Raw genomic sequence first — 14,542 nt, 5'->3', positions numbered from 1 at the left:
GAATTATCGCCCGTCCTTTCCGTCGCTATAGAACACCCAGAACCGGGAGGTTATGAACACGATCGAGGTGAACAGGCCGATAATGATCAGCATGATCCACGCCAGAGCGGCGGCATAGCCCATATCGAAGAAGGAGAAGCCTTTGAGATACAAATACAGCGTATAGAACAGAGTGGAGTTGACTGGACCGCCCCGCCCGTCCCCAATCACGTATCCCGGTGTGAAGACCTGGAAGGAATTAATGATCCCCATGACCAGGTTAAAAAAGATCACGGGTGACAGCATCGGCAGTGTAATCCGCGCGAATTGCCGCAGCTTCCCGGCTCCGTCCACCTGCGCCGCTTCGTACAGGTCAGCCGGAATCTGCTTGATTCCAGCCAGGAAGATGACCATCGCGGAGCCGAACTGCCAGATCGACAAGGTGACGATGGTGGAGAGAATGTAGCTGGGATGGGCGATCCAGGCCGGACCCTCGATCCCGAACCAGCCGAGGAAATGATTGACCAGCCCTTCCCCGTCAAAAATCTGACGCCAGACGATCGCGATCGCTACGCTTCCCCCGAGCAGGGAGGGAATGTAATAGACGGTCCGGTAGATGCCCAGCGCCCGGATGCCTTTGTTCAAGGCAACGGCGACCAAGAGGGCAAAGGCCATTTTCAGCGGAACCGAGAATAGCACATACCGGAAGGTTACCGACAGCGATTGGTAGAAATATTCGTCTGCTGTGAAGATGTGCCTGTAATTCGCCAGCCCCAGCCATTCCGGGGCATTCAGCAGGTTATACTTGGTCAGGGACAGATAGAGCGAACCCAGCATGGGACCCAGGGTCAGTCCGAAAAATCCGATCAGCCACGGGAGCAGGAACAGGTAAGCGGTGCCGCTCCTTCTCCACATAGCCGGTCTGTGTGCTGTCTTCATATGCGCCTCCTCCTCTTCATGGATATAGGCTCATTATAGGAAGAAGCGCCGCCTGCTTGAATGCTATTTCTTCGGCTGCTGGCTATTGAATTTTTCGGGTGGGTTCTGGCGGAAGTCCGACGGGGCGATGCCGTACATCTTTTTGAATCTTGCGCTGAAGTAGCTGGCATTCGAGAACCCGGTAAGCTCGGCAATGTCCCAGAGTCCAAGGGTTGTACTCACCAGCAGATGCGTGGCTTGGGCCATCCGGGTGCCGGTCAGATAGGCCATGAAGCTCCGGCCGACCTTGGCTTTGAACAGCTCCGAGAAATACGATGAATTGTAATTGAACCGCTGGGCGAGCTGGGTCAGGTTGAGATCATACATGTAATTGCTGTCGATATATTGTGTCGCCGTACGGATGACCGAATCCTCGGCATCTCCAGCCGCCTGCACCGCACGGTCCGCATGGTCTATAAGCTCCATGAGGAATTGTTCAGCCTTGTCTACCGAATCCAGTCTATGGACCATTTCGGGATACAGCCATAGCTGCTGGGCCTGCCCGCCCCGGTCTGCCGCAGCGCCAACCGCAGTATCCACAAGCAAATACAGCTGGAAGATCAGCTTCACCAGGCAGGACCGCGACTGGGCGAAGGCTGCCTGTAATTCACGCCTCACCGTCTGCCGGGTGGCGTCCCGCTCTCCCTGAAGCAGCAGGCGGCGCAAGGTCCGTGCCAGCTCATCGGTCAGAACGGGTTCCGGTTCTGCCCTTCCTGCGGCCAAGGGGATGGCCGCATTCTCCGAGAGATTCCAGGACAGCAACGATTCCAGATAGCCTTCCTTCCACTGGCTGAAGCCAAGCTTGAGTCCGCTATAGCCGATGACCGGCTCGTAGCCGAGATGTACGGTGACACATCCGGCCAGCTCCGCACTGAAGTGTGCCAGATCTGTTCCACCATCTTGCAGTATATAATGCACCAGCCCCGGATAATTCGGATCGCGGAATACAGAGCAAGGGCTGCCGTATCCGCCTGCGAATTCTCTGCCCAGCAGCTCAAACGGCAGACGCAGCATACCGGGCGTGCGCTCCGGCGCCTGCGGTGCATCCCCTGTCCGTTCGCGGAGTCCGGCTGTCACGAAGCGTACTTCGGCGAGATCCCACTCGCCCAGCTCGAACAGCGCGGCACGCTCCTTCAGCACAGCCGCCTGCTCCACCTCCTCTTTGACCAGCTGCACCAGGAAATGCTCCTTCATCTCCTTGTAATACTGGGACAGACGCCACTGGGCGAAGGCCTGCCGGTCCTGTTCACTACGCTCCCGGTCCAGCTCCTCCTTCACCTTCAGGAGTACCGCCGTCAGTTCATCCCCGGTCACCGGCTTCAGCAAATAATCACGCGCCTGATTGCGGACCGCCGCTCTGGCATACTGGAAATCCTCATAGCCGGTAATCACAATCAGCTTCAGCTCCGGGTAGAGCCTGCGGCAATCCTCAAGCACAGAGACGCCGTTCATGACAGGCATATTCATATCTGTGATCACAATGTCAACCGGCTCACGGGTCAGCCGTTCCATGGCTTCCAGCCCGTTGCCTGCCTCACCGGTTACGCTCATCCCGAGACCGGCAAAGTCCGCCTTGAGCCGCAGGCCCTGACGGATCTCCGGCTCATCATCCACGATCAATACGCGATACATCTTCATTCCTCCTCTGCAGGGGCAGGCTCAGCTCAATAGAGGTGCCCCGCTTGTCTTGATCCGAATCGATCCGGAAGCTGAACAAATCGCCGTAATAGAGCCAGCACCGGGCCAGCACATTGCGCAGTCCAATCTGATGCGTCCGGCTCTGCAGAAGCTGCTCCAGCTGCTGGCGCATATCCTGATGATGCAGCTGCCGCAGCAGCTCCGGGTCCATCCCGATGCCATTGTCAGCCACGGACAGAACCAGCCGTTCCCCGTCCTGTCTCACTATAATCCGCACCTTGGCATGCGCCTGGTGAATGAAGCTATATTTCACCGCATTCTCAATCAGCGGCTGAAGCAGGAACTTGACGATCTCCAGATCGTCAAGCGTCCCCTCCTCTTCCAGCCGCAGATCCAGACCCGGACCGAAGCGGATTTCCAGAATGGACATATAATAGCGGACATACCTTAACTCCTCGCGCAGCGGAATCAGATCCTCGCTGATGCGCAGCGAGAACCTGAGCATTTTGCCCAGCGAATCAATGACCGTAACGGTCTCCTTCGTCCGCTGCTGAATAGCCAGACTGCTCATCAGCTCCAGCGTATTGAACAGGAAATGCGGATTCATCTGCATCAGCAGCGCCTTATATTCCGCCTGCTGGCGCAGGAGCTTCTGTTCGAACTCGGTCCGGATCAGATGCCGCAGCTGCCGGACCATGTTACGGAAGGTATCGGTGGCATAATCGACCTCACTCCGTATCCTTCGCTCAGGCGGGGTCAGCCGCTCGGCCTGGGCGAAGTCCCCCTTCTGCACATGGCGCATAGCCGACACCAGGCGGGACAGCGGCTTGGTAATCCCGTAGGAGATCCAGTAAGCCAGTACAAAGGCGGCTATCAGCATAATCGAAGCGAATACAATGATACTTCTCTGAAGCTTGAACAGATTCGCATACAGGTCCCTCTCCGAGACAAAGCCCACCAGAAGCCAGTTGGTGATAGGCAGCTTTTTATAGACCAGAATATGAGAGGCACCCTGCTGATTCTCCAGGTAGCTCACCCCCTGCAAGGTCCGGCCTGACCTGACCCGGTCAACCTCCTTCGCCGCTTCCGGATAAGCGCTGTACTCCTCCTGGGACAGAATGGGGCTGCCTTGCTCATTCAGCAGGAAGATGGTACCGCTTTCACCCAGGTGTATGCGATTCAGCGGCTCCAGCAGAAAGTCCGCCTTAATATTTACCTTCATGACATTCTTGGCCAGCGAAGGCTCAAAGATCCCGATCGGCAGCAGCAGGCTCACCACCTCATATGGCTTGGCCCCCTTGATCTCCGCCTGATCGGTATGGGCCGGGACCCAATGATTGCTGTGTTCAATGAAATTGCGGTACCAGGCCTCCTGCCTGAAGGAGGTATCTGTAACCACCTGATTCTCGGCTCCGATCCGCAGCCCCTCCTCACGGTAGATGCTGACGGAGGAGACAATCGAATAATTGTTGGTCGTCTGCGTCAGGAATTTGCTCATAGTGATGTTTGCGAGCATCTTCTGTCCTTCGGTAGAAGCGGGATTCGTAAGCTGGGCATCCCATTTCTGGGTGATATCACTGTTATAGACCAGAGAGGACAAGTCGTAGCTCTGCTGCAATGCCATATTGATAAACGACCCGTACTCGTCCATTTTCTCCAGGGCAGAGGATTCAATATAAGAGCGGATAATCGAGCGTGACTGGCTGAACAGCAGCAGCGACATCGTGCCGAAGGACAGTACCAGCAGCACAACGAAGAATGCGATCAAACGGTTTTTCAACGAATAAAAGATAATTAGCCCTCCTTCTCCCTGCAGCTCTGTGGAGCTATGATTTGTCTCTAGTTGTAACGCAGATCAGAGAATCCGGCAAGTGGAAACGCTCTTATCGCATGGCAAAAATGTTGCGGCGGACGATTGACCGCTGGGCAGATTTATTCTACAATGAGTTCATAAACGCGCGTTTACATTAAAGGGGGTACATTATGCGAAGCGAGGATATTGCCAAGCTGGCCGGGGTTTCGCGAAGCACCGTATCCCGTGTGATCAACAACTATTCCAATGTCCCTGAAGAGACCCGGGCCAAGGTGCTGAAGGTGATTGAACAGCATCAGTACGAGCCGAACAGCTTCGCCCGGGCTCTGGCCGGCAAGAAGACCGACACGATCGGGCTGTTTGCCATCAGTATGAACGAGAAGGAGAACGCGACACGAATCTATCAGAATAATTATTTTGCCCCGTTCGTCGATGCTGTGGTAGATACGTCGAATGCCCGCGGCTGTTATGTTCTGATTCACACCGTCTATTCCCCCGACGACTTCCTGAAGGTCAAGCAGGCCTTCCTGCAGAAGCGGATTGACGGGGGCATCATTGTCGGCACCCAGAAGGATATCGAAATTGTCCGGGAAATGGTCGGTCTCAGCGCTCCGCTTGTGCTGATCGATTATGACATTTCGGAGATTATGTCCGAGCATCTGGACCGCAATCATCTCGCTATTGTGAATTCCAAGGATTATGAAGGTACGGTAGAAGCCATTGAGTACTTAATCGGCCTCGGCCATCAGGAGATCGGCATGATCTGCGGGCGGATGAATACTTATTCCGGGCGGGAGCGCTACATGGCTTACGAGGATACGCTGAAGCGCCATGGACTTGCCCTGCAGCAGGACTTCGTCCTTCAGGGCGATTTTCTCAAGGAGACTGCCTATCAGGAAGTGAAGAAGCTGCTGGAGTCCGGCGGACCGCTGCCCACAGCTTTCTTCTCCTCCAACGATGATATGGCTATTTCGGCCATGGAAGCATTCTCGGAGCACGGCATTTCCGTGCCGGAGGATATCTCCATTGCGGGCTTCGACGATGTGCAGCTTGCTGCGCGGATTCATCCCAAGCTGACCTCTGTCCGTCTGCCGATTTACGAAATGTCCAAAGCCGCTGTCGAGAAGGTCATTGAGCTATGTGATTCACAAACGCCGACCTTCAGCACCATCAGTTTCCCGGCGCGTCTGATCACCAGAGATTCCTGTCAGCCGCCGAAGAAGCCTTAAAGTTCTACAGCATATTGCACTTATATCCGGTTACAGAAAAATCCCTTGCCCCGAGGGAATTTTTTCTCCGTTTTGTAAACGCGCGTTCACAATCGAAAGGAGACTTGTCTCTCATGAAATTCGGAAATTTTGACGACACCCGCAAGGAGTATGTAATCAACACCCCCAAAACCCCTTACCCTTGGATTAACTACCTCGGCAACGAGCAGTTTTTCGGCCTGATCTCTAATACTGCCGGGGGTTATACCTTCTACCGCGATGCGCGGATGAGAAGACTTACCCGTTACCGGTATAACAATATTCCGCTGGATACCGGCGGCCGCTATTACTACCTGTACGATGGCGGGGACTTCTGGACCCCGGGCTGGATGCCGGTGAAGCGTGATCTCGACTTCTACGAATGCCGCCATGGCCTTGGCTACACTTCCATTACAGGCGAGCGCAACGGTATTTCTGTGAATCAGCTTGCTTTTGTACCGATGGGCCACAATGCGGAAGTCCACCGTTTGGTCGTTAAGAACACAGGCAATGTGAAGAAGAGCGTGAAGCTGTTCTCTTTTGCCGAGTTCTGTCTGTGGAATGCGAACGATGATATGACCAACTTCCAGCGTAACCTCAGCACCGGCGAAGTGGAAGTGAAGGATTCCGTCATCTATCACAAAACTGAATACCGCGAGCGCAGAAACCACTACGCCTTCTATTCTGTGAATAAGCAAATTGCCGGCTTCGATACGGACCGCGAATCCTTCGTGGGCATGTACAATGGTCTGGATGCTCCGCAGGCCGTCGCTGCCGGTGAAGCTTCGAACTCTATGGCCAGCGGCTGGTCGCCGATCGGCTCCCACGCTCTGGACATCACGCTGGAGCCGGGTGAAGAACAAAGCTTCATCTTCGTCCTTGGCTATATCGAGAATCCTGAAGATGAGAAATGGGAATCCCTGAACGTTATTAACAAGAAGCCTGCCCAGGCTGTAATCGACCAGTTCGCTACCGACGCCCAAGTAGATGCCGCCCTTGAGGTTCTGGCTGCGCACTGGGATAACCTGCTGTCCAAATACCAGATTCAGAGCGGGGACGACAAGCTGAACCGGATGGTGAACATCTGGAATCCGTACCAGTGTATGGTGACGTTCAACATGTCCCGTTCCGCTTCGTACTTCGAATCCGGGATTGGCCGCGGCATGGGCTTCCGCGACTCCAATCAGGATCTGCTCGGCTTCGTCCACCAGATTCCTGAGCGGGCCAGAGAACGTATTCTTGATATCGCCGCTACCCAGTTCCCTGACGGCAGCGCGTATCACCAGTACCAGCCGCTTACCAAGAAGGGCAACAATGAAGTCGGCTCCGGCTTCAATGATGATCCGCTCTGGCTGATCTCGGGTACAGCAGCGTATATTAAGGAGACCGGTGACTATTCGATTCTTGATGAGCAGGTTCCTTTTGACAGCAACCCGAATCACACCGCTACCCTGTTCGAGCACCTGAAGCTGAGCTTCGAGCATGTCACGAACAACCTCGGGCCTCACGGCCTGCCGCTGATCGGACGCGCGGACTGGAATGACTGTCTGAACCTGAACTGCTTCTCCACCGAGCCGGGCGAATCGTTCCAGACGACTGAGAATATCGCTGGCGGCGTGGCGGAATCGGTGTTCATCGCCGGCCTGTTCGTCTTCGTCGGACCGGACTATGCCGAGATCTGCCGCATGCGCGGGCTGGATGATGTAGCCGCTGACGCAGTTGCGAAGATCGAGAACATGAGTGCCATCACCCTGTCCCACGGCTTCGACGGCGACTGGTTCCTGCGTGCTTATGACCACTATGGCGACAAGATCGGCAGCAAGGAGAACGAGGAAGGCCAGATCTTCATCGAGCCGCAGGGCATGTGCGTCATGGCCGGTATCGGTGTGGAGAACGGTGAAGCGGCCCGCGCCCTGACTTCCGTGCAGGAACGTCTGGATACGGACTATGGTATCGTGCTGCAACAGCCGCCATACTCCAAGTATTATCTGAACCTGGGTGAAATCTCCACGTACCCTCCGGGCTACAAAGAGAACGCCGGGATCTTCTGCCATAACAACCCGTGGATCATGATTGCCGAGACGGTGCTTGGACATGGCGACAGAGCTTTTGACATCTACCGTAAAATCGCTCCGGCCTACCTGGAGGACATCAGCGAAGTGCATCGCATGGAGCCTTACGTATACTCGCAGATGATCGCCGGTAAAGATGCCGTCCGTCACGGCGAAGCCAAGAACTCCTGGCTGACAGGTACGGCTGCATGGAACTATGTAGCGATCACACAGTCTATCCTCGGGATTCAGGCGGACTTCGCCGGACTCAAGGTTGACCCTTGTATCCCTGCGGAGTGGGATGGCTTCGAGATTACCCGCGTCTTCCGCGGCGACACTTATGTGATCTCGATTCAGAATCCGAATCATGTGTCCAAAGGTGTAGCCAGCCTGACCCTCGACGGCGCTGCCGTGGAAGGCAACATCATCGCTCCTGTGGGCGACGGAGCGGTTCATCAGGTAGTAGTCACTCTCGGCTAATTATCTGTCACTCCTATAAAAGCATAACAACCCGGTTGCCCGCTTAAGCGGTGCAGCCGGGTTGTTTGTTTATGGACAGACGGCTGCCGGGGCAAGGTTTATGGTCAACGAATTCGGACAGGGCAGAATTTTTAGCTATTTTTTTCCAGATAGGCGCATAATGATTAAGACATGCCTTAATTCCGGAGATGTTGACTATGCGATCTTATCCAAGCTATGTTATTATTCTGCTGGCCAGCCTGCTGATTGCAACTGGAACCAACTTCTTCCTGGTCCCCTACAAAATCCTCGATGGAGGAATTATCGGCATCGCCCTCATTATCAATTATATTTCCGGCGCCAAGATCGGACTGTGCATTATGCTGTGCAGTCTGCCTATCTTCCTGCTGGCCTGGTTCCGTGAGCGGGAGATTTTCTACAAAAGCATCCTGGGTCTGCTGGCCTCCTCCTTGCTGATCGAGCTGCTCTTCCCGCTTCAGTACTACTTCCTCTACTATATTGAGCTGGGCTCCATCTCAAGCGCCATTATCGGCGGCTTCCTGATGGGCACCGGGCTCGGGCTGATGCTGCGGTTCAAAGCCAGTACAGGCGGAACAGATCTGCTGGCCAGATACATCCAGCATTACCTTCCGCTGAATGTCGGACTGATTATCTTCCTGACGGACTTCCTGATCATCGGTGCAGGCGGTTTGCTCATCTCCAAGGAGACTTTTTTCCATTCGATTCTGACGATTGTTTCAGGAGGGGTGGCTACGGGCTTATGCACGCTGGAAGAGTAGCTGCTAAGCCATAACCATCCCGTGAGCCTGATTTCTGCGCTGTTGCTGATAAAAACCCGGGATTTGCCGGATGCTAGGGAATAAAGGTTGTAATTTTCACACTTTCAGGCGACAATCGAATAGATAACATTCCCGGGGAGGATCAACGAAGTTGGATAGCACAAGCATTACTAACAATACTTCCACGCATGACATTGTCGACCTGTGCCTGCTGGCGGGCAAGATCATGCTGCAGAGCGGTGCAGAGACCTACCGTGTGGAGGATACGATGGGCCGGATGGCGGCGGTACTCGGCTTCCCCGGTGCGCATAGCTACGTCACGCCGACGGTCATTATGTTCACCACCAGCCGGACCGAGCCGGTCAAGCTGTTCCGGATTGCCGAACGGACGACAGACCTGCAAAAGGTATCCGAGGTCAATGACATCTCCCGGCGGCTGAGCGAACGCCAGCTGACAGCGGCCGAGGCGCTTGAGCGTCTTCACGTCGTCGATGATGCGGCACACGCTTACCCGGTATGGCTGCAGATTGTTGCCGCTGCGCTCACCGGAGCCTGCTTCACTGTAATGTTCAAGGGGAGCCTATGGGATGCGCTGCCGTCCCTGCTGATCTCCGGGACAGGCTTCGCTGCGGCAACTTATCTTCACCGTCTGGTGCAGATCCGTTTTTTCGCAGAATTCCTTGCCTCCTTTATTATCGGCCTGCTGGCCTTCTACTCCGTCAGGCTTGGCGTTGGACTGGAGATGGACAAGATTATCATCGGCTGCGTCATGCCGCTTGTACCGGGGCTGCTCATCACCAATGCGGTGCGTGACCTGATGGCAGGCCATCTGGTATCCGGCATCTCCAAGGGGGCCGACGCCTTTCTGACCGCATTTGCCATCGGGACCGGGATCGGGCTGGTCCTGTCGATTTTTTAACACCTATGTGAAAGAGGTCGTCCTTCCATGATTTTGCAACTAATAACCAGTTTCATTGCTGCCTCCACCTTCTGCATTCTATTCAATGCACCGGTGCGGGCGCTGCTGCAATGCGGCTTCGCCGGAATGATCGGCTGGATGCTGTACCTGTTGCTGGATTACAGTTCCGATACCGTAGTCGCTACCTTCGGAGCTACCGTTGTGGTCGGGCTGATCAGCCAGTTTTTTGCGCGTTCCTTCAAGATGCCGGTTATCATCTTCAGTGTCGGCGGCATTATTCCGCTCGTGCCGGGCGGCCTTGCTTATGATGCCATGCGGAGGTTCGTGGAGAACGACAATAACCACGGCATCCAGTATGGGGTGCAGGCGCTTCTGTTGTCCGGAGCGATTGCGGCCGGTCTGGTCTTGAGCGAGGTGCTCGGACAGATGTTCATGCGCATCAAGTGGAAACGGCCTTGACGTCCTTTCAGGGACGGCACCCGTTTCAGCGAGACATAGAAGGATAAATTATCGTGTGAAACCTATAATTTCTTATATTTCAAAAAAAGCGCCTAGCGATAGCAGCGGCTGCCTCCGCAGATGAGCCGGAAGCTTCAGCAACTAGAGAAAGCCCGCTTGCCGGAAGGGATGATCCCTGCGGCAAGCGGGCTTTTCATATCTGAACTTAATCCTCCCAGATTGAGGTTTCGAGCTGATCGACGAACCGCCGCAGCCTGCCCGCCACCTTCAGATTAATCGCCCCGTTCTGGTACATCTCCTGTACGGTGTTCCGCTGCTCCTGAATCGCCTGCAGCTTCAGCTCCAGCTTCTCATCGTCCAGCACACCGTCCTCGGTCCAGCCGTCTCTCTGCTCCAGCCGGGATTCCAGCCGTTCGTACTTGTCGATGACCTTCTGTGACGCGAGCCGGTTCTCATCACTCATTCCCGCACTAACGGCGGATACCGCCGCCTGGCACATGGCGATCTTCGCCGTCCGCGCGCTTTCGGCATTCTGCAAGGCGAGCCGTCCTTCTGCCCCGCTGAGCTTACCTGAGAACAGTCCGGAGAACAGGCGCTGAATTTCTGTAAAAGAGAATTTGATCTGCGTATCCAGCCGTTTGCACAGCAGAGATTCCGTATGATCCAGCAGCTCCTCCATTTTCACGGCAACCGGCTCTGGTATCGCCCCGTTCTCCATGATCCGCCGCAGCTCTGTGCGTTCGGCTTCAAGCGCGCTCTTGCGCGCCTCCACTCCCAGCCGGAGGAACTGCTCATGGGCCGGATCATAATCCGTTCTCGCCGCACACAGTCTGTCAACCTTGTCTGTGAATTCCAGCAGCACGGGCTGCGTTGAGCGCTCCGGGCTCTCTGCGACCAGGCTTCGCAGCATCGACATCCCGGCATCAATGACCACATTTCTGGCCACCAGCTCCCTATTCCCGTGGCCGCCCCCGGCGGTCTGGACCACAGTCTCTTCACTGTCCGCAAGCAGCGGAAGGAAGATGCTGGCGATAACCAGCGACATCAGAATTACACCTGCCGCCAGCGCAATAATGAGATCCCGCTCCGGAAAAGGCGTCACCCCGTCACCCAGCACCAAGGGAATCGAGAAGGCACCTGCAAGGGTTACAGCCCCCCGCACTCCCGAGATCGAAGTAATAATCTGTGACTTCAGCGGAGCCTTGTCTGCCTTAAGGCGCTTGCTCTCCCATAAGGAATACGCATAGACCCACAGAAAGCGCAGCACAATCAGCAGCGCTGTAATCGCCAGGACATAACCGGCAACCTTGAAGTTATTCAGCGTCTGATCCCGGTAAATGACCTCAACTACATCCGGAACGGATACGCCTAGAATGAGGAACACCAGCCCGTTCAGCACCAGCAGCAGCACAGACCAGGTGCTGGCGGATACAAGCTGAAGCTTATATTGCGGGGAGACCGCCCGGTCCTTCTCAATGGCGTACATGACACCGCCCGCCACAACGGCCAGGATGCCCGAGACCCCGATCTCTTCGCTAATCAGATAGATAATGAACGGTGTAAGGATCTGCAGCAGCACATGGATCGTCACATCCTCCATGCCGAACCTGCGGATGAATACGCTCAGCCGGATCAGCAGGAATGACAGCACCGCACCGAGCAGCAGTCCGCCTGCGGCAATCATCACAAAGCTGAGCGAGGCCTTGGGCAGAGAGAACACTCCGGTAACCATGGCCGCAATCGCAAATTTGAACGCGACCAGGCCGGAGGCATCGTTCATCAGCGATTCTCCTTCGAGAATCCGGTGAATACTTTTGGGCAGATGAACCCTTCCAGCCAGCGCGCTTACCGCAACAGCATCGGTAGGAGACAGAATGGCGGCCAGTGCGAAGGATGCGGCCAGCGGAATTGAAGGGATCATCCAGTTAATCGCATAGCCTGCTACAAATACCGTGACAAACACCAGTCCCAGCGCCAGCAGCAGAATAGGCGCCCTAAGGTTCCACAGCTCCCCACGCGGCGTCCGCCGCCCGTCATTGAACAGCAGCGGAGCGATGAATAATACAAAAAACAGCTCAGGCTCGAAGTGCATATGTATGCCTGTCGGAATGAGTGCGGCAATGATTCCAAGTCCGATCTGAATCAGGGGAACCGGGACGAACGGAATGAAGCGGTTCAAGATATTCGATACGGCGATTAGTCCAAGCATTAACAGCACAGCCAGAAAAGTCTCCAAGCCCATCATCTCCCCGTCTGATTCTAAAGTATAGTATCGCGATGCCCCGGCGAACGTCAATAAACGGAAGGCACAGCGGAATGACAACCCTCCGCCCGTACCTTCCGTTATCCTATAAGTTACAGCTTCCGCCGCCGGTTCGCAGTAAACAGCAACGCTAAGCCGCCTGCCTTGTTATGTTATCGTTTCACCAGCAACTGTATGCCTATATTCCACGGGTCCCTTAGCGTCGTAATCCCGCCTTCTTCTTCCACAAGGTATCCGGCACGCTTCACACGTTCGGCCACTTCTTGCACATCACGGGTATCCGGCAGCAGCAAGGTGAAATAATCGATGCCTGCCGCATTGGCGGGAGCCGCCGGAGCCCCCTGTCCAGCCCAGGTATTCAACCCCATATGATGATGATACCCTCCTGCCGAGATGAACAGGGCCGCATCGCCGTAATGGGCAGTCACCGCGAATCCAAGGGCATCCACGTAGAATTTCTTGGCCTCCGCCAGATCGCCAACATGGAAGTGAACATGACCGATTACAGTGCCCGCAGGCAGCCCGGTCCAGCTCATGCCTTCGGAGGCAGCCAGCAGGCCGTCCACATCCACCGGATCTGTGGTCATGACCACATTGCCTGTTGCTTCATACTTCCAGGTATCACGGGGCCGGTCGCGGTACAGCTCGATTCCGTTATGATCAGGGTCCTCAATGTACAGGGCTTCACTGACCAGATGATCACCCTGGCCTACGGATATCCCGGAGTCGATCAGATTGCGCAGCACCAGTCCAAGAGCAGGACGGTCCGGCAGCAGAATTGCAAAATGATACAGTCCGGCTGCCGAGTTCCGGCGCAGCACCTGAGCCTGCTCAATCTCCCGCAGAACAAGCAGCACCTGCTGGCCGTCCGCCGTCAGCTCTGCCACGCGCCCTTGTTGCCGCAGGATCTTCAGTCCGATCACATTCTGATAAAAGCTGAGCGAGCGCTCCAAATTACTTACCCGGATCTGTACAAGTCCGATTTCCAGTGCTTGCGGTAATATAGCTGTTGCTGTCATAGGAATCCCTCCTGAAATGAATCATATCACACATAATAACGGTTAGTTTTTACTATTCCTACCCTGTCCATGCAAAGGTAACTTCAATTTCCGTTGCACATTAACTTACTTAAGTATAGTTGCGATCTATATGTTTGTCAATTACTTTTACAACACGTTTCATGCCCTACAAAAAAAGCCCAGCCAACAGGCCAGACTTCCGGAGCAGTCATTCCAGATATTCAGGTTCACCCAGCAGCTCTATCGATACATCCTGTGCAGTAATTCTTAGTTCACCCGGCGGGGAAGCCATCAGCACACGAAGCTCGAATCCCTGCTCTACAGCATAGATCTCATCATACAGCCAATATTTCTGCTCAAGCGGCTCCGGCAAGCGTAGTCCCGTCACACCGCTGAACGTCAGCCTAATCTCACACTGGTAATGCATCGCCCCGCTGCAGTCCAGCATCATCTCAAGCACATCTTCTGCAGGCATCGCATAGGAGATTACGCTCGCATCATGCAGACTCTTCTCGACTAACTCTACAGCATTGACCGGGAGTTCATGCTTAATAGCTTCATAGCCATTGCGGTATTCCCTGAAGATCGCCTGCATCCGTTCATCATATTCCTTGCCCCACTGCAACGCCTTTGCCTTGAACTCAGGAGCCGGATAGGTGGAATTTATCGTTCCGTCATGTATTGAAGCATGGAAGTAAGCGGGAAGGTATTTCAGCAGGTCTACTTTCATATAGTCCAGGAAATCCCCGGCCCGCTCCTCATAGCTGATCCCCTCCGCCGCATGCCAGGCCACATCCTCCACCCAGTCCTGCTCTGACTCCGGGAATACCATGAACCCGCGCACCTGCATTTCTTCATACCAGGGTACAGTGAAAAATTTCATTCCGGCGCTTCCTCCACTCTGCCTGTAGCAACCC

At 55.0% G+C, this 14,542-nt stretch carries 11 protein-coding genes; 5 read left to right on the top strand and 6 right to left on the bottom strand.

Going from position 1 to position 14,542, the window contains the following annotated elements:
• Nucleotides 1-3 precede the first annotated feature (3 nt).
• The 3 genes from MHH28_RS03195 to MHH28_RS03185 all read right to left on the bottom strand — a co-directional run bounded on the left by MHH28_RS03195 (nt 4) and on the right by MHH28_RS03185 (nt 4,387).
• Nucleotides 4-918 (bottom strand): carbohydrate ABC transporter permease, encoded by a 915-nt coding sequence (locus tag MHH28_RS03195; RefSeq protein ID WP_405111702.1) that lies wholly within the window; start codon nt 916-918, stop codon nt 4-6.
• A 63-nt stretch (nt 919-981) separates the two neighbouring features.
• Entirely contained in the window at nt 982-2,589 is a 1,608-nt protein-coding gene (locus MHH28_RS03190) for a response regulator (protein ID WP_405111699.1), read from the bottom strand.
• Nucleotides 2,564-4,387 carry a sensor histidine kinase gene (locus MHH28_RS03185; protein WP_405116812.1) on the bottom strand — a complete coding sequence of 608 codons (1,824 nt, stop codon included), beginning with the start codon at nt 4,385-4,387 and terminating at the stop codon, nt 2,564-2,566. The genes MHH28_RS03190 and MHH28_RS03185 overlap by 26 nt, the downstream gene beginning before the upstream one ends.
• A gap of 191 nt (nt 4,388-4,578) precedes the next feature.
• Here MHH28_RS03185 and MHH28_RS03180 point away from each other — a divergent pair, with 191 nt between their 5' ends.
• From MHH28_RS03180 to MHH28_RS03160, 5 genes are all read left to right on the top strand, one after another.
• Nucleotides 4,579-5,637 carry a LacI family DNA-binding transcriptional regulator gene (locus MHH28_RS03180; protein WP_405111696.1) on the top strand — a complete coding sequence of 353 codons (1,059 nt, stop codon included), beginning with the start codon at nt 4,579-4,581 and terminating at the stop codon, nt 5,635-5,637.
• A gap of 113 nt (nt 5,638-5,750) precedes the next feature.
• A complete protein-coding gene (locus MHH28_RS03175; protein ID WP_405111693.1) occupies nt 5,751-8,186 on the top strand; it encodes a GH36-type glycosyl hydrolase domain-containing protein in 2,436 nt (811 codons plus the stop codon).
• Between the two features lie 197 nt (nt 8,187-8,383).
• Nucleotides 8,384-8,965: a YitT family protein gene (locus MHH28_RS03170; RefSeq protein WP_405111691.1), complete on the top strand. Its 582-nt coding sequence runs from the start codon at nt 8,384-8,386 to the stop codon at nt 8,963-8,965.
• Nucleotides 8,966-9,116: 151 nt separating this feature from the next.
• A complete protein-coding gene (locus tag MHH28_RS03165) occupies nt 9,117-9,884 on the top strand; it encodes a threonine/serine exporter family protein (RefSeq protein WP_405111688.1) in 768 nt (255 codons plus the stop codon).
• A 27-nt stretch (nt 9,885-9,911) separates the two neighbouring features.
• Nucleotides 9,912-10,343, top strand: coding sequence for a threonine/serine exporter family protein (locus tag MHH28_RS03160; RefSeq protein WP_405111685.1), 432 nt, complete (start codon nt 9,912-9,914; stop codon nt 10,341-10,343).
• Between the two features lie 205 nt (nt 10,344-10,548).
• Here the strand turns inward: MHH28_RS03160 and MHH28_RS03155 are convergent, their stop codons facing one another.
• From MHH28_RS03155 to MHH28_RS03145, 3 genes are all read right to left on the bottom strand, one after another.
• Nucleotides 10,549-12,579, bottom strand: a complete 2,031-nt coding sequence (locus MHH28_RS03155; RefSeq protein ID WP_405111683.1) for a Na+/H+ antiporter — start codon at nt 12,577-12,579, stop codon at nt 10,549-10,551.
• Between the two features lie 179 nt (nt 12,580-12,758).
• Nucleotides 12,759-13,625, bottom strand: coding sequence for a VOC family protein (locus MHH28_RS03150; protein ID WP_405111680.1), 867 nt, complete (start codon nt 13,623-13,625; stop codon nt 12,759-12,761).
• Between the two features lie 208 nt (nt 13,626-13,833).
• Nucleotides 13,834-14,508, bottom strand: coding sequence for a DUF4085 family protein (locus MHH28_RS03145; RefSeq protein ID WP_405111677.1), 675 nt, complete (start codon nt 14,506-14,508; stop codon nt 13,834-13,836).
• Nucleotides 14,509-14,542: the final 34 nt, after the last annotated feature.

The organism is Paenibacillus sp. FSL K6-1217, assembly GCF_045040735.1.
Lineage (GTDB): Bacteria > Bacillota > Bacilli > Paenibacillales > Paenibacillaceae > Paenibacillus_AQ.
This window is presented reverse-complemented; position numbering and strand designations above follow the sequence as displayed.